This window comes from Chitinophaga rhizophila, from assembly GCF_019492185.1.
GTDB classification, from domain to species: Bacteria; Bacteroidota; Bacteroidia; order Chitinophagales; family Chitinophagaceae; genus Chitinophaga; species Chitinophaga rhizophila.
Genome location: NZ_JAICCF010000001.1, coordinates 1,479,261 through 1,505,553, shown reverse-complemented (window position 1 = coordinate 1,505,553; position 26,293 = coordinate 1,479,261). Strand labels below are relative to the sequence as shown.

Annotated in this window: 10 protein-coding genes; all 10 read left to right on the top strand. The window is 44.3% G+C overall.

Annotated features, from left to right (window positions below):
- Nucleotides 1–62 precede the first annotated feature (62 nt).
- The 10 genes from K1Y79_RS05590 to K1Y79_RS05545 all read left to right on the top strand — a co-directional run bounded on the left by K1Y79_RS05590 (nt 63) and on the right by K1Y79_RS05545 (nt 26,282).
- On the top strand, nt 63–1,229 hold the full coding sequence (locus K1Y79_RS05590; protein ID WP_220249010.1) for a carbohydrate-binding protein: 1,167 nt from the start codon (nt 63–65) through the stop codon (nt 1,227–1,229).
- Between the two features lie 37 nt (nt 1,230–1,266).
- Nucleotides 1,267–3,345, top strand: a complete 2,079-nt coding sequence (locus tag K1Y79_RS05585; RefSeq protein WP_220249009.1) for a T9SS type A sorting domain-containing protein — start codon at nt 1,267–1,269, stop codon at nt 3,343–3,345.
- A 285-nt stretch (nt 3,346–3,630) separates the two neighbouring features.
- Nucleotides 3,631–4,215 carry an RNA polymerase sigma factor gene (locus K1Y79_RS05580; RefSeq protein WP_220249008.1) on the top strand — a complete coding sequence of 195 codons (585 nt, stop codon included), beginning with the start codon at nt 3,631–3,633 and terminating at the stop codon, nt 4,213–4,215.
- A gap of 206 nt (nt 4,216–4,421) precedes the next feature.
- Nucleotides 4,422–5,429, top strand: coding sequence for a FecR family protein (locus K1Y79_RS05575; RefSeq protein ID WP_220249007.1), 1,008 nt, complete (start codon nt 4,422–4,424; stop codon nt 5,427–5,429).
- Nucleotides 5,430–5,717: 288 nt separating this feature from the next.
- A complete protein-coding gene (locus K1Y79_RS05570) occupies nt 5,718–9,377 on the top strand; it encodes a SusC/RagA family TonB-linked outer membrane protein (protein ID WP_220249006.1) in 3,660 nt (1,219 codons plus the stop codon).
- Nucleotides 9,378–9,388: 11 nt separating this feature from the next.
- Nucleotides 9,389–10,843, top strand: coding sequence for a RagB/SusD family nutrient uptake outer membrane protein (locus tag K1Y79_RS05565; protein ID WP_220249005.1), 1,455 nt, complete (start codon nt 9,389–9,391; stop codon nt 10,841–10,843).
- Nucleotides 10,844–10,874: 31 nt separating this feature from the next.
- Nucleotides 10,875–11,786, top strand: coding sequence for a zinc-binding metallopeptidase (locus K1Y79_RS05560; protein WP_220249004.1), 912 nt, complete (start codon nt 10,875–10,877; stop codon nt 11,784–11,786).
- 32 nt (nt 11,787–11,818) lie between these two features.
- Complete coding sequence (locus K1Y79_RS05555; RefSeq protein ID WP_220249003.1) at nt 11,819–13,102, top strand: DUF4302 domain-containing protein; 1,284 nt, start codon at nt 11,819–11,821, stop codon at nt 13,100–13,102.
- A gap of 46 nt (nt 13,103–13,148) precedes the next feature.
- Nucleotides 13,149–22,091, top strand: coding sequence for an Ig-like domain-containing protein (locus K1Y79_RS05550; protein ID WP_220249002.1), 8,943 nt, complete (start codon nt 13,149–13,151; stop codon nt 22,089–22,091).
- 147 nt (nt 22,092–22,238) lie between these two features.
- Entirely contained in the window at nt 22,239–26,282 is a 4,044-nt protein-coding gene (locus K1Y79_RS05545) for a PKD domain-containing protein (protein WP_236059501.1), read from the top strand.
- The last annotated feature ends 11 nt before the right edge of the window (nt 26,283–26,293 follow it).

The window sequence follows — 26,293 nt, the reverse complement described above, 5'->3', positions numbered from 1 at the left end:
GGCAAAATGTGTTTCCCTTATTAGTAATTCCCTTTTATTAACCATTTTAAATCAAAACCCGTATGATGCGATCATTAAAACTGTCCCTCATGTTAACCGCTGGTCTGGCACTTACCGGAAGTGTGGTATCAGCTCAAAACTGGCAGCTGGTCTGGCAGGACGAATTTACCAACAGTATAGGCCCTGACTGGGTATTTGAAACCGGCACCGGTTCCGGTGGCTGGGGTAACAATGAACTTGAATATTATCGCCGCGAAAATGCGACCATAGAAAATGGTCAGCTGGTGATCACCGCTAAGCAGGAAAGTTTCGGCGGTATGAATTACACTTCTGCCCGCATGAAAACCCAGGGCAGAAAATCCTGGACATATGGAAAGATTGAAGCACGCATTGCGATGCCTTCTTTCCAGGGATCATGGCCGGCATTCTGGATGCTCGGTAGTAATATTACGTCCGTAGGATGGCCTTCCTGTGGAGAGATAGATATTATGGAGCATGTAAACACCGATCCAAATGTACATGGCACTGTACACTGGACAGGCAGTAATGGTGCTTATGCTTCTTATGGCAGTTCAACGCCGGTAGCAGTAACCGGCTATCACGTCTACAGTATCGAATGGGACGCCAATACCATTAAATGGTTTGTAGATGGTGTACAATTTAATGTTATCAACATTGCAGGTAATGTTGGCGGTACAGAGGAGTTTCACAGGGATTTCTTCATCCTGCTGAACTTTGCTATTGGCGGTAACTGGCCGGGATTTACAGTGAACAATGGAGCACTGCCGGCCAAAATGTATGTAGATTATGTACGCGTATACCAAAATTCAGGCGGGAACAATCCCGGATTTTCCACGACTATTCAGGCCGAATCTTATAGCTCTATGTCCGGGGTACAGGTAGAACCTACTACAGATGCCGGCGGAGGATCAAATGTCGGTTATATTGAAACCGGTGACTGGATGGCTTATCCATCCGTGAATATACCTACAACCGGTACTTACAGAGTTGAATACCGCGTAGCCAGTGCGAGCGGTGGACGTTTGTCAATTGATGTAAACGCAGGCGCTAACGTACTGGGCTATGTTGACATTCCGTCTACCGGAGGATGGCAGAACTGGACCACAGTATCCCATAATGTGACGATTAATGCCGGCACTTACAACTTCGGCATTTTTGCCCAGACAGGCGGTTGGAACATTAACTGGTTCCGTATTACCAAATTATAACCATCATCTTTTATCAACACTTTAAACAGTTTACCCTATGAGCAAAATGTTAAAATATATCGCTGGTACGTCAATGGCATTACTGGCAGTTACTGTTGCTTCTGCACAGCAGAAAGAACCCTATCGTCTTGGTACACCTGCCGGCATTCTGCAGGATATCCGTACCCAGGCAGCAAAACCACACGCAAGACTTGTAAGTGCCGCCGAACTGAAAGTTGGTCCTGGCATTGTATTAACTGGTAAAGTGAATACCCGCCACACAGATGGTAAAACGATGGAATCTGTGATTGGTGAAATTGAAAATACACCAGGTTCCTCTTTTTTCCTTCAGGTAAAGGATGGCAAGGTGACAGGTAACATAGTGCTGCGTAACAGCAAAAAAGGCTATAAATATTATACAGACAATACCGGCACTGCCTTCGTAAAAGAGGTAGCGTTGGACTCCCTGTTATGTATTGACTATAATAAAGCGCCGGAGGAAACAGCCGGAAGAGTAGCAACCGGCAATGCAGGTGCATTGGCATTACCAGAGCTGCAGAGTCGTCCCGGAGCAAACGGGGTGGTACTGCTGGACTTTGACGGGCAATATGTATCAGGTACCCTGTGGAATGGTGGTAACCCTATCAATGCCGCACCTACTACACTCACAGAAGCACAACAACTGGAAGTGTGGGAACTGGTAAGTGAAGACTTCCGGCCGTTCAACCTGAATATTACCAATAGTGAAGCAGTCTACAATTCCTATCCTGCCAACAGAAGGATGCGCTGTATCCTGACACCTACAAATACAGCAGCACCCGGTGCTGGTGGTGTAGCATATGTAGGCTCATTTAACTGGGGTAATGAAACACCCTGCTGGGTATTCAACGGTGGCGTAAAAGGTGCGGGAGAAGCAGCTTCTCATGAAGTTGGACATACTTTCGGACTTAGCCATGATGGTCGTACCTCCCCATCAGAAGGTTATTATGCAGGACATGGTACCTGGGCACCAATCATGGGAGTAGGTTATTATGTACCTGTTTCACAGTGGAGTAAAGGCGAATATGCAAGTGCTAACCAGACAGAAGATGACCTGGCAAAAATTGCCAGTGCTACTTATGGCGTAGGTTACAGAACAGACGATGCAGGAGGTAGTACCGGAACTGCGGCCCTGTTGAGCATCAGCACCAGCGGCGCAGTGAACACCAACGGTGTGATCGAACGCACGGGAGATGTGGATTTCTATTCATTTACCACAGCAGGAGGAGCCGTTAGTCTGAATTTTGCTACTCCGACGCGCCATGCAAACCTCGACATCCTTGCTACATTATATAATAGCAGTGGAGGGGTGGTAGCAAGCAGCAATCCAACCGGGTTATCAGCATCTATTAGTGCTACGGTAGCAGCCGGCACTTATTATGTTGCCGTAACAGGTACCGGTTATCTGAATCCGCTGAATACCGGTTATTCCAACTATGGTTCATTGGGCAGTTATGCTATTACAGGTTCAGTATCCTCTGCATCAGGTGCAGCAGCAACCGTATATAAGGATTGTGATTACGGTGGATATGCGGTAACGTTAGGAACTGGTACTTATACCTTATCTCAGTTACAGGCAAGAGGAGTAGTCAATGATGACATTTCTTCACTGAAAGTTGCGAATGGATATGAAGCGCTGTTGTATCAGCATGACAATTTCGGTGGTGATGTATACCTGTTCAGAGGCGACTTTGCCTGCCTGGTAAACCTGAGCGTAAACGGCGCACCACTGAATCTGAACGACTGGACATCTTCAGTAGAAATACGGCCATCAACTGCCGCAGCAGCCCGTACGAAGGAAGTACTGCCTTATATTGAAAAGGTGACCACCGCAGAACCTGCTGAAAGCAAATTGAATGCTACACTCAACGTGATGCCAAATCCGTTCGTTAATGAAGTGGTAGTAAGAACTACTGCGACGACGAAGGAAGGTTACCTGTATGTGACAGTATTCTCCCTGGATGGTAAGACAATCTTGCAGCCTAAGCGTATTGTGAACGGTGAGAGAATTGATCTGTCGAAAGTGGGTGCTGGTATCTACTTGATTAAGATATTTAACGGTAAAGAAACGGAAATACGGAAGATTATTAAGCAATAGCAGATCTCCTCTTTGCAGGACATTATGGGCAAAAAACGGGAGTAACACCTGATAAAAGGTGGGGCTCCTGTTTTTTGCCTTTTTTGTTTTCTCCTTTTCCACAATAGTAAATACATTCCAAATACTTTTAATTTAACTTTTTGTTATAAAATGCTATACAATAAAAAGAATTGTTACTATTTTATAAGTCGAAAAGATGGAGAAATCATTGTAATGAAAACCCGGAGCCATTAAAACTGCCGTATAATTTGTACCCAGCTGGACGAATTATATAAACGACGTGATATGAATACACAAGATGCCGAGTTAGTTATTAAATTACTGGAAGATGATGTAACAGCCTTTGATGCCCTTTACTGGAAATACCACCAGGCAGTATACCGGAATATCTTCAAGTTTGTTAAAGAACCCGTTGCAACAGAAGATATTTTGCAGGAAGTTTACGCCCGGTTATGGGAAAAACGGAAAGATATCAATGCTAATCAGTCTGTAGCCGGCTGGTTATTCGTAATCAGCTTCAATCTCTCGGTGGACTATGTCAGAAAGAAGCTACGTGAACATACGTTTCACAAGGAATTATACAATCTGAACATTGACGCCGGCGAGTGGGAAGATAATCCGGTTGCCTACGAGGCACAGTACCATCTGTTGGAAGAAGCTATTGGTCAGCTATCCTCTAAAAAACAGAGGATTGTGACTTTATGCAAACTTGAAGGCAAGACATACGATGAAGTAGCTGATGAACTGAAGATTTCCAGAAATACAGTAAAAGAACATCTATCCATTGCGATGACCCGTATTAATGAATATATTCAGAAGAATAAGGAGCACAAATACGTATTGCTGTTGCTGCTGTTCATAAAGAATTAGTTCGTAAACCGGACAGCCGGTTCTGCTGTACCATGCCAGATATCGGGAACCTGTGATGAAGGCTGTCATACAATTGGAAATATATATTAATCACCAACCATTATCATGCAAGACACATTAAGAATAAGAATATGTAATAATTATCGGAAACGCACCCACCCATAATATGAAGAGTCACGTATTTAGGGTAAATAATCATTAAAATAGTGCAGAACAGGAAGGAATACCTAAAGCAACTGTTGCATCAGAAAGAGTGGAAACAGGAGGATCGGGATTGGCTGCTGCAGTATTTAAATGAAAATGATCTGACAGATCTTCAGGAAGTTGCCGCTGAGGCTTATTATGCTGAATTGCCAATTGAAGGTCCGGTACTGGAGCAGGCACATTCGGCACGTATCCTGGAACGGATACATCAGCGTATCAGCGTACCGAAGGGAACTATCGTGAGGAGTATGTGGTTCAGTCGCTGGAAGGTAGCAGCAGCAGCCATTATTATCCTGGCAGCAGGCGTAGGTATAGTAAGTCTGTTCAGAAAACCTGTAAAGCAGCTAATGGTGGTAGCGGAGAAGCAGCGGAAGACGTTTACGCTGCCGGATGGTTCAGTTGTGCACCTGGAGCCCGGTACTGTACTGCAATATGCTGATGATTATGGTAAAAAGGCGCGTAATGTTACCCTGACAGGTGAAGCCCTGTTTAATGTAGAAAAGGATGATAAACATCCCTTCGTTGTAGCTTCATCACTGATCAGTACTAAAGTGCTTGGCACTTCTTTTAATATGGAAGTGAAAAGTACAGCCGAAGCAAAAGTGGTAGTGCTGACAGGAATGGTACAGGTAGCTGCACAGGATGGGAAAGATACAGAAGGTAAGAAACTGATTTTAACAGCCAATAAAAGAGCGGTATACAATAAGGCTACTCAGCTGCTGGAAATGTCCGATGCCACTGAAGATGCATGGTTTTATTCTCAGAGACAACAAGGACGGTTTGTATATGATGGAGAAGAACTTATAAAAGTAGTAAACGATTTACAGAGATACTATAACACGGAGATCAGACTAGACAGGAGAATACAGCATTGTGCATTTTACGGAGATGTAAACATTACACATGACCTGGAGATGGCACTCAACTTGATTGCAGTGTCACTGAACGCCAAAATCAATAAGGATAAAAGTGGAAACGGCTATACAATTGCCGGAGGTAACTGTCAATAAAGGACACATTGCCAACAGTTAACCAAGCCAGACGCCTTAATATGTACGAGCATACCGACGTATGCCAGCCAGCTTATTATATGTAGATAGATATTGCACACAACCAAACTAAATCGCTTTATGACGACCCAGGAAATAACGCCATCCGGTTAACTATACCCTATCAAGTTAACTCAGTAAGATAAAACGTGAACTGCACCGCAGCTGGTGCTGTATTGTGCTGGTCCCGCAAGGACCGGTAATGGGAAAGCTATTTTCCGGAACAACCAAAATCAAATTATACAAGAAATGCTGAAAAAGGCAACCCTATCCCTCCGCCTGATCATGCTTGCTCTACTGGTATTATTGGCACAGACCATTGCTATACCTGTAACAGCGTCAGGAATACAGGATGCGCTCGACAAAAAGATTTCTCTGGAACTGAAAAATGTGTTGCTGAAAGAAGCACTGGACCAGATAGGTAATCTGGCAGATGTATCGTTCATCTACGCCGGCAACAAAACGATTGTTGCCAATAAAGTAGATGTGAAAGCACACAATGAGAAAGTAAGTGATCTGTTAAAAAAATTATTAAAACCACATTCACTTTCCTATACCGTTGTATATGACCGTGTAGTGATCCGGCCTGTTGAAAAAAAAATGGACGACCTCTCCGTTCCGCAAAACAACCGTCAGGTAGCTCCCCGGCTACAGGATGTAAAAGGCACGGTGATGTCTCCAAGGAATGAAGCGCTGCCCGGCGTTGCTGTAGTGCTGAAAGGAACTGCAAGAGGTACCACTACCAATGACAAAGGATACTTTGAACTGAAAGGTGTACCGGCCGATGCAATACTGATATTTAATTTTACCGGCTACGAACAACAGGAGGTTAGTGTGGCTGCCTATAAGAATGGCGTGATTAATATCCAGCTGAAAGAAAAGACAACCAAACTGCAGGAAGTAGTGGTGACTGGTTTTCAGGATATTGATAAGAGTAAATTCTCAGGAGCTGCAGCCCGTATAAAAATGGATGAGGCAAAAATTGACGGTATGGCGGATGTAAGCCGGATGCTGGAAGGACGTGTAGCAGGTGTTGCTATACAAAACGTTTCAAGCACATTTGGTACAGCTCCTAAGATCAGGGTGCGTGGCGCTACATCCATTAATGGCGATAACAAGCCACTTTGGGTGGTTGACAATGTTGTATTAGAAGATGTCGTAAACATCTCTAATGATCAATTATCCAGTGGAGACCCTACTACACTACTTGGTTCAGCAGTAGCTGGTCTCAACCCGAATGATATTGAAAGTTTTGACATCCTTAAAGATGCTGCTGCTACCGCATTATATGGCGCACGTGCCATGAACGGGGTAGTAGTGATCACAACGAAAAAGGGACGTGCAGGCGTAAAACCCCTTGTGACTTACAGTGGCAATTACAGTACGCAGCTGAAGCCTAATTATGATAATTACAACATCATGAACTCTGCTCAGCAGATGTCAGTACTGGCAGAACTGGAGCGTAAAGGCATGCTTACCTCTGATATACTGTCCCGCGGTGATATCGGAGTGTATGGAAAGATGTACGAAATGCTGAATGCAGACGATAAAGGGAACTTCCCGCTGCAGAACACACCTGCTGCAAAACGTAATTTCCTGCTTCGTTATGCGTCAGCCAATACAGACTGGTTTGATATCCTGTTCAAGACAAGCTTTATCCAGGAACATTCCCTGAGTGTTTCTTCTGGTAATGACAAAGGGCAATCTTATTTCTCTACCAGCTTTTACCATGATAATGGTTGGACCGTAGCTGATAAGGTGAGCCGGTATACACTCAACTTTCGTAATAACTATAAATTATCCGAGAAGGTAAGTACCGGTTTCTCCGTATTGGGTTCTGCCCGTCAGCAACGTGCACCTGGTGCATTGACACGTACCAGCAACCCTGTGGAAGGACAATATGACCGTGATTTTGACATCAACCCTTTCAGTTACGCCTTGAACACCAGCCGTACACTTACAGCTTATGATAAAGACGGAAATCTCGAATACTTCAGAAGAAACTATGCACCATTCAATATCATCAACGAATCAGCTAATAATTATCTGAATCTTAGTATGATGGACCTGCGATTACAAGGTGATCTGTCCTGGAAGATAGCCAAAAACCTGCGATACGAGTTTGTTGGTGCACTTCGCTATGTAAAGTCGTCCCGTGAACACCAGATTACGGAAAACAGTAACATGGCAAACGCTTATCGTGCCGCAGATAATGCTACTATCGCAGAGAATAACAAGTTCCTGTATCGGGATCCTGCTAACCCTGACGCATTGCCGGTAATCGTACTGCCCTATGGTGGTTTCTATAACCGTACAGAAGATCAACTGATAAATTTCGATTTCAGGAACAGTCTGAACTATAATACTACTATCAATCAGCGTCATAGCATTACCGCAATGATCGGTCAGCAGGTAAAATATGCAGATCGTCAGAATGCTTCCAATACTGGTTACGGCTATCAATACAACAATGGTGGCGTGCCGTTTACCGACTACCGTATTCTGAAACAGACGATAGAAAGCAGTTTCCCTTATTATGGTATGAGTAAGGACTACGACCGTTTCGCCGCTTTCTATGCTACCGCTACCTACGCCTTGGATGGTAAATATAACCTGACGGGTACTACCCGCTATGATGGATCAAACAGACTGGGTAGATCAAAAACCGCCCGCTGGCTACCTACATGGAGTGTATCCGGATCATGGAACATCGATAGAGAACCTGCAGTACAGGATCTGGGATGGGTGGATTACCTGGCCTTAAGAGCAAGTTATGGTCTGACTGCCAGTCTGGGACCAGCTACCAATTCAAACATTGTATTCCAGACTGTCAATAGCAAGAGGACACATCTGGATGAAGTGGAGTCCGTCATCAAAATTGCACACCTGCAGAATGATGATCTGACCTGGGAGAAACTGTATACCACCAATATAGGTCTGGATGGTACATTGTTCAACAGGCGTATTAACTTCTCCATAGATGCATATCGCCGTAATAGCTTTGACCTGATCAGCATCATTAAAACATCTGGTATTGGGGGTGAGACCCTGAAAGCTGCAAACTACGCAGATATGAAGTCAAAAGGTATAGAAGTATTGTTAGGCGGTGAAGTAATAAAACGAAAAGACTGGGGATGGAAGGTCAGCGCTACTTTTGGTTACAATACCAATAAGATTACTAATGCCAAGAACATTCCCAGGATTTTTGAACTGGTTGTAGCTGAAGGTGGCAATAAAGAAGGTTATCCTGTCAGAGGATTGTTTTCACTTGAATACAAAGGACTTGATCCGCATACGGGCGCGCCACAGTTTGTTAACCAGCATGGAGCCATCAGCAAAGATGTGTTTTTGCAGGACCTGAATACAAATAACCTGGTGTACCAGGGCCCTGTAGACCCTCCGGTAAATGGAGGTCTGAACAACACCTTTCATTATAAGGGACTTTCACTGAACGTATTTGTGACTTACCAGTGGGGTAATAAGATCAGGCTATATCCTGCATTTAAAACCGCCTACTCTGACCTGGACGCAATGCCAAAAGAATTTTATGACCGCTGGATCATGCCGGGTGATGAAAAGGAGACGCAGACACCATCTATTCTGGATAGATTGGAACAGGTTATGCTTGGAGGCGCTTACCCATATAATAACTACAACTACTCTACAGCCCGGGTAGCTAAAGGAGACATGATCCGCCTGAAGACTGTGTCACTCACCTGGATGGTACCTGCAAACGTATTGAGGCGAACTGCTTTCAGTAACATATCACTGACAGGGGCAGCTATTAACCCATGGCTGATCTATTCAGATAAAAAGCTGAGAGGACAGGATCCTGAATTTTTTAACACAGGCGGCGTGGCGCAGCCAATACAAAAACAATTTACGCTTTCTCTGAAAGTAGGCTTTTAATAAGAATGGTTATGAAGACTTTTTTTATAAGGGTATTGGTTATCGGATGCTGTTTGACATCCATGGCCGGATGTAACAAATATCTGGATAAATCCCCTGATAGCACATGGACAGAGCTGGATACACCTGAAAAGGTTTCTCAGTTGCTCGGTACTGCTTATCCACAGGCCAACTATATCGTGTTTGCAGAGTCAATGACTGATAATGTTGAAGATAAAGGGGCAGGGGTAATTGAACGTACGAACCTGGATCCTTACTTCTTCAATGATGTTTCTGCCACAGAGCAAGATTCGCCGGAAGCATACTGGCAGGCTTGTTATGCTGCAATAGCAGCGGCTAACAATGCGCTTAAAGCATGTGAGGCAGCAAAGGACAAAAACCTGTATACAGCGCAAAAAGGAGAAGCGTTGGTAGCAAGAGCATATGCGCATTTTATGCTGGTCACCTTTTTCTCTAAGTTTTACGATGCAGAAACAGCGGCTACAGATCCGGGGATACCGTACGTAACTGAGCCGGAGACAGTAGTTAATAAGCAGTACGAGCGTAAAACCGTGAAATATGTCTATGAAATGATTGAGAAGGACCTGGAAAACGGGTTAAAGCTGATCAGCGATGAGAACTATGACGTACCTCGTTACCATTTCAACAGAGCGGCTGCTTATGCATTTGCCACCAGGCTTTATCTGTTTAAAAAGGATTATCAGAAGGTGCTGGAGTATGCCAGCCAGGTATTCCCCAACAATGATATCGCCAGCAACATGCGTCCATGGAATACCACCTATAAGACGCTCAGCCCTGCCGCAATCTGGGATACGTATGCCAGGGCAACAGAAACTTCCAACCTGCTGCTCGTTGAAACACAGTCAGTCTATGGCCGCTATGTGGCGCAATACAGATATGGACTTACATACAATAAGCAATTGCAGATACTTGGAGCTAATGTAACAGGAGGGACCTATGCTTATCCGTTGTACTATTATGGAACCAGAGACTATTTCGTGCCTAAGCTGACAGAGTATTTTGTGAAGGCATCAGTGAATGCCACAATTGGCGATGCCTATGTGATGGTGCCATTATTCACAACCGAGGAAGTATTGTTCAACAGGGCAGAAGCAAATGCTTACCTGGGTAATAATACAGCGGTGCTGAATGATCTGAATCTATTTGCCAGCAAACGTATCAATAATTATAACGCCTCCACCCATCGGGTAACATTATCGAAGATCAGGAACTTCTATAATATATCAGATGCAAGGGCGGGGCTGCTGCAAACCATCCTTGACTTCAAACGTGCTGAGTTTGTACAGGAAGGGCACCGGTGGTTTGATATCCAACGATACAAGGCCGTAGTGACCCACTATACTGACAGGGGCGAGACGCTTGTACTGGAAGCAGATGATAAGCGACGTGTATTACAGATTCCCTCATCCGCAACCGCTTCAGGTATTGCTTTGAATCCGAGATAACTTTCAACCATTCACATAAGAACTTACAGATATGAAATGCTTAAAAATATTCTTCTTGATACTGACAGCAGTGACATTCGCTGCATGTTCACAAAAAGAGGATGACCTCAGTGGTGTGCAAGACATCCCGGGCCTGGGTGGCGATACCTGGGTACCGGGATCTTTAGATGCCTGGTTGCATGATACTATGACTGTACCCTACAACATTGAGGTAAAATATAAATGGGACCAGTTTGAATTTGATGTTACAAAAACATTGGTGCCGCCAAAAGAAGAAGTAGTCATTCCGGCTATAAAAGCAATTAAGAAAGTGTGGATTGATAATTATATTAAGGCAGCCGGAGAGGTGTTCTTCAAAAAGTATTGCCCTAAGTTTTTTATCCTATCTGGTAGCGCCAGCTGGAACGATAACGGTACCATCACATTGGGTACAGCAGAAGGCGGCCGTAAGGTTGTAATGTATCTTCTCAATGATTTCCGTACCAAGGAGATGCCTGGATACACTAAAAGTGACACCGCTACTGTTAAACAGATCTTTCATGTTATCGAACATGAATTTGCACATATTCTTCATCAGACTGTTATGTACCCTGTTGAGTTTAAGAAAATCTGCGCAGGGTATTACACTGGAAACTGGAACAATATCGCGGATAGTGAGGCCAGAAAAGATGGCTTTGTTACAGCATATGCCATGTCAAATGAAAGCGAAGACTTCGTTGAAATGATTTCCATGATGCTCATTGAAGGGAAAGCCGGATTTGACAGAATAGTGAACAGTATTCCAGAAGGATCTAGTGTCAACGGCTCATCACAGGCACAGGCAAAAGAGCGGCTACGACAGAAGGAAGCTATAGTAGTAAGTTACTTTAAGGCATCTTATAATGTAGATTTTTACAGCCTGCAGGACAATACCCGGAAATCCATTGTACAGCTCTTATACTAAGACTATCAACCAAGATCAATTACATAATCCTTATGAGAAGAAATTTATCAATATGTTTTATGCTGCTCCTCGTCGCATTTACTTCCTGTAAAAAGGAGTATGATGATGTCTTCGATGGGTCGCCAGACGACAGGATCAATGAAACACTGGCAGCATATAGTAAGGCACTGACAGGCGCTCCATATGGCTGGAAGGCATTGGTCTATCCATCAGCATTGCCTGCCACCGGCTTTGGATTTTACTTCAGGTTTGATAGTACTAACAGGGTAGACATGTTTTCTGACTTCGATTCATTGTCGGCAGTTACGGTAAGGACAAGCAGCTACCGCCTGAAATCATTGCAGCAACCTTGCCTTTTGTTTGACACCTATTCCTATATCCATGTACTGTGTGATCCTGATGCCAGCAAGAATGGCGGATATTATGGAAAAGGATTATTTTCTGATTTTGAATTTTCTATAGATAATGTCTCTGAAGATACTATAAAACTTACAGGACGTCTGAATGGCAGTAAGGCCATCTTCGTTAAAGCTACCTCGCAAGAGGCACAGGATTATTACGATAAAAAACGGAACTGGGAGTTCAATAAATTTTCCCGGTTCCTTACTTATTTCAAAGAGCTGACTGTTGGAAATAACAAGTATGACATATACGCCGATCTCAGATATCGTCAGCTCAGATTTACCTGGAACTCGAATAATGGAGAGAAGACATTTATTACGAATTATCACTTTGATAATAATGGTATTGTTTTTTCAAATCCATTCAGAGACGGGGCAATATCATTCTCCGGTTTTAACGATATAAAATGGAATGCCAACACACAGCGCATGACAATGAAAGCTGGAGAAAACACCGCACTTATTTCCAGTTCTATCAAACCCCAGGTGCTGGATATAGCTGCAGGAAGACGTTGGTATAACACAGCCGCAGCTACCCGTACCTATTGGGCATCTCCATTAGGATTTCATATAGATGGCGTTGACGATGCCTATGGCGTAAACAGACTTGAAGGATTCAACTTTATGGTTTATTTCCCGGTTTATGACGGCACTTATGATTTCACCGGTATTGTGCCAAGCGGGTTTGCCTATGGTCCAGCGTTAACCCCCGTATTCAGAACAAATGGTACTGTAGCCTTTGAATATACGCAGCTTGTATTCGGAGACATTCCTGCAACAGCTTCAAACACAGTTTCCAGGATCATCACAAAATATCAGGAAAGTGAGGGTTTTTATTTTGTGCAGACAAGTCCCACTTCCTATGATATGGTAAACGCCAGAGATGCCAGAACCTGGATTAGCTGGCAACAGTAATGTTTGCCCAGCGCATTATTCAAAGAAATACTTAAAATAAACAGCCATGAAAACTCAGCCTGTTTCTGTATTATATAAGGCTTCTTTATACCTGGTCGCGTTGTTATTATCTGGTCTGTACTCATTCGGACAGACAGATATTACTATCGGGACAGCCAACGGCGCCAGTAATAACAATGGTTACCCCTGCCCCTTACAAGACTACTATGAAGGTTCCAGAGGACAGTTCCTTTATCTCGCCAGTGAAATGACAGCTGCAGGCATGCAGCCAGGTTATATCAATGCAGTAAAGTTTACTGTCAACGGACTTAATGGCACCGGCATTATTGAAGATTACACAATAAAAATCGCCGGCACATCCGTAGCTACGCTCAATGCTGCTACCTGGGAACCTTCCGGAAGTACTGTTTTCGGACCGGTAAACTATCAACCTGTTACAGGCGTGAACAGCTTTAATCTCCAACCAACGTTTTTCTGGAATGGTACAGATAATATTATTGTAGAAATCTGTAACGGAGGGGCTGACTATACTGCAAATCCTGCTGTTCAATGGACGACAGGTCTGAGTTTTAATGGCTCGCATCAATACAGGGCTGACAACATGGGTAACCTATGTGCGACTAATAATACCAGCAACTCTGGTACGATGACCACACGTCCTGTTATTATCTTTAATTATACCCCCGCAGCTGCCTGTACAGGTACACCAGTTGCAGGCACCGCTACCTCCTCCCAAACAAACATCTGTATGGGAGGCACGTTTAACCTGTCGCTTACCGGGGCTACAGCTGCTACCGGGTTAACCTACCAGTGGCAGTCATCTGCTGATAATATCAACTGGATAAACATCGCTGGTGCTACAACTCCGTTTTTACCTAACAGGACGCAGACTGTTACTACCTATTACCGATGTGTTGTGACATGTACTGGTAGTGGCGCTTCTGCTAGTTCTTCGGCTGCACAGGTAACAAGTCCGGCCCTGATACGTGGTGTTTTTACTATTAACAAAAATGCCCCTGCCGGCAATGGTAACTTTGTATCATTTAACGCTGCTTATGACTATATCAAATGTGGTATAGATAGTGCAGTTGTGTTTAATGTAGTAGCAGGCAGCGGTACATATGATGAACAACTGATCATTACTCCCGTTGGAGGCGCATCAGCTACTAATACAATTACCTTCAATGGTAATAACCAGACTATTACTTACCTTTCTACAAATGCGAATGAAGCTGCAGTAATTAAATTAAATGGTGCTGACTACTTCACCTTTAACGATCTGAAAATAGTACCGAAAGGTACTACCTCTGCCCAAAGGGGAATTGGCGTTCATCTGATCAATGATGCAGATTTCAATACTATTAATAACTGTACAATTACCCTACAGGCTACCAATTCAACCTCAAGTTATGCAGGTATCGCGTTGAGTGCCTCACATTCCGATCCGGCGGGAAGAGGTGCTGCGAATTGTGATGACAATACATTCAGTAACAATACTATTACAGGTGGATATTACGGTATTACACTGGTGGGTAGTTCCTCTGTTGCTAACCAGCGTAATAAAATTACAGGTAATACAATTACGGAATCCTATTACAGAGGTGTATATGTGCATGGAGCGTTCAATACGCTAATTAAGAATAATAACTTTAGCCGGCCAACGCGCAATGGAGTTACCACCTATGCGGCTATTCATCTCCAGGACCTCAGTACTAAGGTGTCAATTGACGGTAATAGAATATCTAATCCATTCGGTGGCAACACTACCAGTACTTCCTCATTTTATGGCATCTACCTTGACAATGTAGAGGCCTTGTCAGGTCTGGAAAATGAAGTAGTGAATAACCTGGTTTATAATCTGAACGGAGCAGCGAACCGGTATGGTATCTACAACAACGGAGCCAGCAACGTCAGGTTTTATCATAATACTATCTCAATAGATGGCACATCATCCAGTACTAATAATACTTACAAGCTCGCGGGTTATGTCCAGATGAATGATGCCGCAGGTATTGAGTTTGTTAACAACATCATTACGCTAACTGCAACCTCTACTATTCCACAATACGGACTGTATTTTGGTAATGCTTATCCTGCAGGAGATGTCGTGTCGGACAAGAATGACATTTTTATCAATCCCATTGGTGCTAATAAATTTATAGGTTATTATACCAAGAATCAACCTACACTGAGTGACTGGAAAATGGCTAGTCAGCAGGATGCTGCATCATTTTCAGTCAATCCATTCTACCAGGACATCGCAACCGGTAATTACTCGGCGACCAATGCAAGTCTGAATAACCGAGGAAATGTTGTGAATACCCCTGTTGACATTAACAACATCGCGCGTAATATCAGTGCACCTGATCTGGGTGCATATGAGTTTACCCCGCCACCTTGTGTTACTCCACCAACCGGAGGGTCCACACAACTCAGTAAGCAGATAGTGTGTGCTGGTGCGCCAGTAATATTGAGTCTGGCTGGCAATTCAATGGGCGATAGTCAGACTTATCAATGGCAGTCATCTGCAACGCTAAATGGAACTTATACAAACCTGGGTCCGTCATCAAGTTATTCAGACAGTACAATTCTTGCAAGCACAACGCTTTATTACAGGGCTGCTTTGACCTGTGGAACGAATACAAGTTATTCCACCCCGGCACTGCTTACCGTTAATGGTGCCTTGGCACCAAATACATATACTATTGATAAGAATCAGCCAACAGGCGGATTAAATTATAACAGCTTTAATGATGCAAAGCAGGCAATGATGTGCGGAATAGCTGGTCCGATCATCTTTGAAGTAACTGCGGGTCGTACACCATATGAGGAACAACTCGTGCTGGATTCTATTCCAGGTGCGTCTGCTATCAATACTATCACTTTCAAAGGTAATGGTAACACCATCCATTTCTCAAGCAACGATGCAAGTGATAAAGCAGTCATAAAACTACGTAAGGCTGACCATATCACCTTTGATAGTCTGAAGATAGATGCAACAGGTAATGGTAGTTATGGTTGGGGTGTACAGTTCTTCAATCATGCTGATAGCAATGTTGTTACCAGGTGCGAAATTCTTACGAAGGCAGATGCGACAAGTGATCAGTATGCAGGTATTATTGCCAGCACCTCTGAAACAGATGCTGTAAACAACAGTGCGAATAGTTTTAGTGTCAGCAATATCTTCAGCCGCAACAGGATATCCGGTGGCTTCTATGGTATAGTTGTAATGGGCTACTTCAATGCTGGAACATCCAACTACCAGATCGTAGGTAATGAGGTAAAAGACTTCTATTCCAGAGGAATCTACTCTTCATATACCGGCAATACACTGATTGCAGACAATATCGTGAGTCGGCCAACCCGCCAGAACGCTGATTGGTCTGTATATGGTATCTCTATGACTTCCCGTCACAATAATGCCAGGGTATTGCGCAATGTTGTTTCTAACGGAGCACCACAACCTACGTCCAGCACATATTATGCTATATCCTTTGATAACTGTAATGCAGATGACGGAAAAGCCGATACAATAGCTAACAATGTTATCTATAATATGAATGTCAATGGCAACCGCCGTGGAATCTCCATTTCATATTCTACTAATATCATTGCATTGCATAACAGCATCTCTGTAGATGCTCCGGGTTCTACACAAACATGGAACACTACTGCTGGCTGTTACATTATATCCGGTACTAATACTAAGTTCATCAATAACAACATTACAGTTACCAGTACCGGTGCAGAGCCGAAATATGCAATTTATCTGAGTGGCGACGCAGATATACAGAATAACAACTATTATGTGAAGGGAGACGATGCGGATAACTATGTGGGCTACTTCAACGGTGCACGCAGCACATTGACTGAGTGGAAAGCCAATACCCAGAAAGATAGTGCATCGACCGATTTCGATCCAATCTATGCAGATCTGCAGAATGGTAATCTGATGCCTGTATTTTTCAAATTAGACAATACAGGGATACCCCAGGGTATAACTAGCGATATCTTAGGGAAGTCCAGAAGTAGTACAACACCTGATGTCGGTGCTTATGAGATTAGTCTGCCACTATGTCAGACACCAATAAATGCAGGTAAGGCGGTCGTAAGCCCCAATACAGGTATCTGTATGGGTACACATATCACGCTTGATCTGATTGAGAACACAACAGCAGGTCGTCTCACCTACCAATGGCAGGCTTCTTACTCAGCATCAGGTCCATGGATCTATATCAGTGATACGGCTTATATCCCAGGACTGAAGACAGAACTCGGCGCTAACAATTATTTCCGTTGTCAGCTGGTGTGTAGTGGTACAGATACAGCCTGGTCTGAAGTAGCATTCGTTAATATGAATCAGCCACTGATCAAAGGTGTATATACCATTAATCCTACCGGTACAGGCACAAGGAACTTTACATCTTTCCAGGCAGCAGTTACTGCTATGGAATGTGGTATAGCCGGAGAGGTGATTTTTGATGTAGTACCTGGTACTTATACAGAGCAGATACGCATGCACCGTATTCCTGGTGCATCTGATACCAGTCGCGTAACATTCCGTAGCCAGAATGGCAATCCGGCTTCAGCAACCCTCACCTATGCAGGAACAGCAGCCAACAATTATGTCCTGATGCTTGACAGCGCCAGTTACATTACCTATAGGAATATTACTATCACTGCTACCACAGCTGCAAGTGGACGAGCAGTGGTATTCTCCGGCAACGCCGTTAAAGACAGTCTGGTGAACAACCATATCAATGTACCTGCTGTAACGGCAGATAATACGGATGCGGTAGGTGTTTTCGCAGATGAGTTTAAAGGTGGAAATATCGCAATTGTAGGTAATACGCTTAGAAACGGGTCAAGTGGCATTCACTTCTCCGGTACCTCAGTTAATGATGAAGTACATGGATTGGTAGTCGATAGTAATAATATTGCTGGTGTATTTTCAAGCGGCATTTATTTACACTACGTAACAAGACCTGTTGTATCAAAAAATATTGTTGATATTAAAGATCCGCTTGCGGGAACTGCGTATGGTATCGTACTTAATTCAGGCGATACTGCATATAAAGTTATCAACAACACACTTACAATCAGCAATACAAGTGCCTCCATCTGGGGTATAGCCTTGCAGGATTGTAGGGGATCGGCTGCAGCTACCGGCCTCGTTGAAGCAAATAAGGTAAATGCATTGAATGGTAACACGGGTATGATATGGGCGCTTGCAAATAATACTTCGTCTTATAATACAACGGTTAACAACATCATATCAGTAAAGACAACCGGTGCTGTAGCGTATGGCTTATTCAGCAATCAGGGTAACAATATCAACTACTATAACAACTCTGTTTATAATGCCTCTACCTCAACGGGACCGAATGTAGCGGGATATTTCTCTCATACCAGTCCGGCTGATGGAAATGTACGCATGCGCAATAACATCTTTACGAACGAAGGTGGTGGCGTTGCAGCTGAGATTGTACTGAGCGACTATATCAACAGTGATTACAACACTTATTACACAACAGGCAATACACTGATATCAAGAAGTGGGACAGGCGACGACTATGATAGTCTGTCTCACTGGATTGCGGCTTCAGACCTTGATATCAGCTCCATTGTGTATAAGCCGGCGTTTGCCAGTATCGCTACGCTTGAACCAGATCTTGCAAATCCGGATGTATGGGCTATCCACGGCCGTGGTGTACAGATAGCTGGTAACGATCATGATATCAATAGAAGATCCCGCCCCGTTTCACTGACTGCGGGTGTGCCTGATATGGGAGCCTATGAGTTCCTGCCAACCGCACAGCCGACAGTACTGCAGGCTATTCCTGCTACACCGGCACCTGGTATCACCCAGCAGTTCCTGTATGGTTCTGATACGGTCGCTAAAATTACCTGGGATCCTAACACGGCAGTACCATCCACTATTGTATTGAAACGCTACTCAGGTGTGGTACCTCCTAATCTTACAGCTGGTACGCCATTCATGTACTTCTATACAGATGTTGATGTAACAGGCGGCAGCAACTACAAGTTTAATATCGAGCAGTTCTACGTAGATTCCTGGTTGGGGTATATGGACAGGGAGAAAAATGTGCGTTTAGGCAGAACGGATGCCGCTGATACCTGGATTGTTAATGATAGCAGTACTGTGAATGAGGCTAAGAACATCCTGGCAGATACTGCGCTGCAATACCTCGATAAGTTCACCGGGCTGAAAGGAAAGTTGATTTTTGACAATGAAGGTCCGGCGGGAGCAGATACTTCCAACCTTGGTACCCGCTTCTGGGTTGCGTATGGTCATGACAGAAGTTTTATTACGGACAATGACCAGAATCTTGCCTTACATCTTGTAGCTGGCCAGACGCCTGCACATGTAGTAGTAAAAGTGAATGGCACTGCGTGGGGTAAAGATTATCTGGTTCCGGCCAATTCATCACTCACTACTGATTTTATACCGAAAGCAGGTCTGAGCGACGCACGTCTTTCGGGAGAAGGTTTATATCCTTTCGGTATCAGTATTGAAAGCGATGCGCCGATCACAGCTTATGCCCATCAGTATAGCTCGTCCACAGCGGGTGCTACTCTCCTGATGCCGGTAGGTACTTATGGATATGAGTATCGTCCAATGACTGCACGCCAGTATGCAGATGCGAATGCATTCTCCTGGTTCTATATTGTTGCAGACAATGACAGCTCTGTAGTCGAAATCACACCTTCGCAGGCGACAGCCGGTGGCCGTACCGCCGGAGTGCCGTTCCAGGTAACACTGAACAGGGGTGAGGTGTACCAGGTACTGGGCGCTAGCATGAATGAAGATGAGGGGTATGACCTTTCCGGAAGTATTGTTCGCGCTGTACAGAACGCGGCTGGGAAATGTTATCCGGTGGCCGTATTCTCAGGCAACAGCTTCAGTTCCTTCGGATGTGGTGGCTCTGGTGGCTTTGTAGGTTCAGAGGGCGATAATATCGTTCAACAGAATCTGCCGGTACAGTCATGGGGTAAAACATTCCTGACAGCTCCATCTTCCGGTATGGCAGATCCTGTACGGCTGATGAATAATATATACCGGGTGCTGGTGAAGGATCCTGCTACCATGGTGAAAAGGAACAATGTACAGATACCGCTTAATACACTCATTAATAACACCTATTATGAATTTGAAAGTAAGGTAGGAGAGTCTATTGAAGCCGACAAGCCGGTAACTGTAGCACAATACTTCACAAATGATGGTTCTTGTAACAATGCTCCTGGTGGGGATGTGGATATGGTATATCTGACCCCTGTTGAGCAAGCTGTTAAGAAAGCTACTTTCTATCGCAATGCTGATGCGGGCATCGACTATAACTTCATAGCGCTGGTGATCCATAAGCAGGGACTTAATTCCTTACTGATCGATGGAAGTAACACCTTCAGTTATACATTCAATCATCAGAATAAGGCAGATTACGTAGTAGTGGTAAAACGTTGGGATGCTGCTGATGCGTTAAGTACTGTTAAGAGTGATTCAGCGTTCACGGCAATTACTTATGGGTTTGGATACGATGTGAGCTATGTATATAATGTAGCTATGCAGATCAGAAATCTGAACATACAACCAGCATTTGCCAACACAAATAATCAAACAGGTAATAAAAATGCTTATACTTGTGTTAAGACCCCATTCCGTCTTACAGCACTATTGCCAATGGCGCCGGCAACGCTCACCTGGAAACTGAGCGAGGTGAGCAACCTAACGCCTTCCACAGATATCGTTTCAAATAATCCTGTTCCTGAAGACACACTAGTTATAGACGGACAGACATATTATCAATATCAGATTGCAACGGAATATGCTTTCTCAGCACCGGGCGACTATCTGATACCTGTTAAAGTAACTGATCCTGCTATTGAAAGTTGCGATAACAGTATAACGACCTATCTAAAAGTAAAAGTAACACCTGCACCGCATGTAGACTTTGCAATCAGCTACAATGGTTGTATCAGTGATGTTGCCGTGTTGAACGGAACTGCTACTACAGAGAACAATGCGCTGATCAGTAAGTGGAAATGGTCATTTGGTGATGGCACAAGCGCTGACACACGTAATGTGACCAAACAATATGATGCAGCCGGTGAATACTATGATACGCTGCAGGTAATTACCAGAGATGGTTGTGTAGGTGATACCGTGAAAAAGATAGTTGTTAACGAACCAACTGCCGCTCTTCTGATAACAGATACGCTAACTATCTGTGCAAACACCGATGCATCTTTTACAGTACTAAACCCGGATCCGGCAGCAACCTATAACTGGTATAACTCGGTTACCGGTGGTGCACTCTTAGCGAGCGGAACGACGCTGGAGATAAAAGATGCAGTCAGCCCGGCAGTATACTATGTCGAAACTACCAAGGGTGGTTGTGCAGGTATGATACGTACCCCGGCAACATTACTGGTTATGCCTCAACTGGCCGCACCGGTACTCAGAGTAGATTCAATTGGTGTTGATCAGATCAGATTTACATGGAATGAAATTGCTGGTGCGACAGGTTACCTGGTATCAACAGACAATGGTACAACATGGTTGACGCCATCTGCTGGTGCCGACGGACTGGAACATCTTGTAACCGGTCTCAAACCGCAGCAGAGTGTGACCCTGCTCGTAAAAGCGACCGGTTGTGAAGACAAAGTGTCTCAGGCAGTTACCGGTAAGACATTACCGGATGGCATTTATATACCGACAGGATTTACCCCTAACGGTGATGGTAAAAATGACACGTGGCTGGTATATGGCGCAGTGGTAAGAGAAATTCATTTCATGGTATTCAACCAATGGGGTGAAAAAATCTTTGAATCCAATAATCAGCAACTCGGATGGGATGGTACCTATCAGGGTAAAGCACAACCATCCGGCGTATACATCTATATCTGTAAACTCAGACTGGCAGATGGAACCAGTATAGAAAGAAAAGGTACGCTCAACCTCCTGAGGTAATATAAATATGGTTTTATGGAGAAATGGACATTCAGATCAACCAGACAACTCTTTGCTTGCTATTGCTCTTCGCCTTATGGCGGGAGCAACAGCGGCGGGAAGTTGTTAAGCAGTCTTATAACTGCTGTAATAATCCTGCTAACTTGTTTGCAAACCTATGGTCAGAATTTATCCAACAAAGGAAAAAGCTTCTGGGTTGGCTACGGGCACCATCAGTTCATGGAACCTGGCAGAGGTAATACCCAGGAGATGGTACTCTATCTAAGCGCAGAAGAACCTGCTAATGTCACAGTAACTATTGATGGTACTACGTGGACAAGATCGTATACTATTCCCGCTAATACAGTAATAGCCACAGATCAGATACCTAAGACAGGTGCATTTGATGCAAGGTTATATTCAGTGCCGCCAACATTTGGTGGTACTGGTGGCGAAGGACTCTTCCAGCGGAAAGGTATTCATATAGTCAGCGATGTCCCTATTGTTGCCTATGCTCATATCTATGGTAGTGCATCTTCAGGCGCTACAATGCTGATGCCTGAAGAGACCTGGGGTTATTACTACGTTTCGCTGAATAGTCAGCAGGAATATGATTTTGACTGTTTCTCCTGGATGTTTGTAGTTGCCAGGGAGAACAATACCGTTGTAGAGATAACTCCCTCCGTACTAACCCGTAATAACAAACAGCCTGGTGTGCCGTTTACGGTTACGCTTAACAGGGGAGAGATCTACCAGGTTGTAGGCGCTTCTCTCGGAGGAAGTGCAGGCCGTGAAATGACGGGTACTACAGTCAGATCAATCGCAAATGCTAATGACACCTGTTTCCCGGTAGCGGTATTCTCCGGGAGTAGTCGTACAAGTATTGCCTGTTCCGGCGGTTTCGGTTCCAGTGGCGACAATAACATTCAGCAGGTGTTTCCTTCCCAGGCATGGGGAAAAAGGTATCTGACAGCCCCTAGTTCCACAAGTAGTACCCCCAGCAGCTTTATGACCAATCCATATAAGGTTGTAGTAAAGGACCCTGCTACTGTCGTAAAGCGTAATGGTGTACAACTTACCGGGTTGCTGAATAATTCATACTACGAATATGAGAGCGATACCCCTGATTATATTGAAGCTGATAAACCTATTCTTGTAGCACAATACATGTCGTCTACCGGCTCCTGTCCGAATACAGGGGGAGACGGAGATCCGGAAATGGTTTACCTCAGCCCGGTGGAGCAGTCAATTAAACGCATAGGTTTTTACAGAAATAACCGTGAAAGTATTAATGTAAACTACCTTACCATGATCATACCTACCGAGGGTGTTAATACATTATCTATTGACGGTGTAGGTAATTCCTGGAACTATATATTGCCTCATCCTAACTTGTCCGGTTATTCAGTAGTGGTAAAGAGGTGGAACGCTTCCCAGGCACAATGTATAGTACAAAGTGATTCAGCTTTCACAGCAGTTACCTATGGCCTTGGTTCTGTAGAGAGTTACGGGTATAACGCCGGGACGCTTATCAATAACCTGAATGTTATCGGCGTAATTCATAATGAACATGATACCTCCAATTATAAGAATGATTTCACCTGTACACAAACACCTGTTGAATTATCTGTCTTACTGGCGTATCAGCCTACTGAAATGCATTGGAATATCAGCAAGCTGGGCAACCTGATTACTCCCAATGCTGATGTGACACAAGCCAATCCTTCTCCAGTAGGTGAAGAGCTGGTAAATGGAGTGCCATATTATAAATATACACTTCCGGGTACTTACTCATTCAGTACGATAGGTAAATATGAAATACCAATTATCAATACACATCCGGGAATTGAGAAGTGTGATCATACAGAAGAAGTGAAAATTTCGGTAGATGTAAAGCGTAAGCCTGTTGCTTCTTTCTCGACAGATTTTACCGGGTGTACATCAGATACCGTTTATTTCAAAGCAGACAGCAGTGGGAACGGTTATACTATAGATCGCTGGAAATGGACTTATCCCGGAGCGGTACAGGACAGTGGCGCACTGGTTAAACACACCTTCCCGGTAGGTCAGCAGCAGGTACAACTTGATGTGATTTCAAAAGAGGGGTGTATTGCAGATACCCTGATACCGGTAACCGTTGTGGCCAGACCTGTAGCTGATTTTTCTACAGCGCCGACAGCTGTATGCGAAGGTGGTAGTATAAGCATGACAGATCAGTCTACATACGGCGGAACAGCTGCTATTAATAATTGGTACTGGGATTTCGGCAATGATATCACGATTGCTGTTGACCAGGATACAACCCAGACTGCGAAATATGCAGGTTATGGAATCTATACAGTATCACATGTAGTTAGTATCAGCGAGCTATGTGTAAGCGATACTGTGACTAAACAGGTAGTTGTAAATGCGAAGCCGATTCCGGGATTCAGCTACCCTGACAGTTGTTTGCTGGCTAGCGGTGAAGTGCAGTTTACAAGTACTTCTACCGTGCCTGACGGACAAACAATTGCTGCCTACACATGGAAATTCGGAGATCCAAATGCTACACCTGGTAATCCCGATACTGCGAATATTGCAGACCCCCTGCATAGCTACTCAAAGTTCGGAACCTACACCATCCGCTATACGGTAACTACTGCACAGGGTTGTACTAACGATACTACAGTTCGTGCGACATTCAATCTGAAGCCTGCCTTGACGTTTGGCGCATCCTTGCCAGCCGTGTGCGTAAATGATAAATCTGTAATATCTGTAGCACGCGCAAGTGTGACAAATGGTGTAACAGGTACAGGTGTTTACAAAGGCCCTGGTGTATCGCAATCAGGTGTGTTTGATCCTTTGAGTGCTGGTGCCGGTACGCATACAATCTGGTATGTATTTACAGCGCAGGGCGGCTGTACTGATTCCATATCTGCTCCAATCACCGTATATCCTAAACCGCAACCTGCATTTGCAGCGAATGAGAATGTATGTCTGGGAGATACTGTTCGTTTTTCCGATCAGTCCACAATTACATCAGGTACAATTGCTGCCTGGAAGTGGTATTATGGTGATGGTAGTACTGAGACCCGTACAGATAATGCTGTTTTTAGTAAAAATTATGCTGCCTGGAAAGCATACAATGCAAAGCTGGTTGCTGTAAGTGACCATGGTTGTAGCAGTGATACTGCAACAAGAACGATCAATGTACATGCGCTTCCGGTTCCCGAGTTTATACTGCCAGGCAACATCTGTATGCCCGAAGGCGCTGCGCAGTTCACCAACCAGTCAACCACTCCGGATAATGCAGTAATGACTTACCAGTGGGCGTTTGGCGATGGAGGTGTGGAAACAGCGGTATCTCCGCTTTATCACTATCAGAATGCAGGTACTTACACAGTTTCACTAACTGCTACCTCTGTATATGGTTGTACCGCGACAACGGCAAAGGTGCTGGATGCCTTCTTTGCACAGCCTGTGGCCGACTTCTCAGTATCTCCGGATACATTATGCCAGGGAGCTGATAATGTATTCACCGACCAAAGTTTAGATAACAATAGTGATATTGTATCATGGGCCTGGACATTCGGCGATGGAAGTAGTTCTACCGACCGTAATCCGGTGAAACGATACACTGACCCGGGAGACTATTCCGTGCAGCTGGTGGTGACTAATGGCGCTGGTTGTGTATCTGTACCATATACCGGTAATGTGGTGGTGTATCTCCAGCCAGTTATAGATGCCGGTCAGTCATTCATTGTTAATCAGGGTACGCAGATCAGGTTTAACCCAACCGCTAATGATTCCACCGTGTTAACCTTCCGCTGGACCCCTCCGGACGGACTATCAGACCCCACAGCTTTAAGGCCTGTGTTAAGAGCAATGGAAGATCAGGTTTATACACTCACTGCAATAGGAGAGGGGAGTTGTATAGCAACTGATGAACTATCAGTCAAAGTATTCAAGCCAGTCACAGTGCCCAATGCTTTTTCACCTAATGGCGACCAGATCAACGACAAGTGGGTACTGACTAACCTCTCAGAGTATGCAGAATGTGTTGTCGAAGTCTTTAATCGCTACGGGCAACGGGTATATTATTCTGAAGGCTATAAGACACCTTGGGATGGCACCTATAAAGGCAGTTTGTTACCGCAGGCCACGTATTACTATGTCATCAAACTAAAACATGGATTTGCCCCAATGACAGGCTATGTAGTCATTTTACAATAATCATCTGAAAA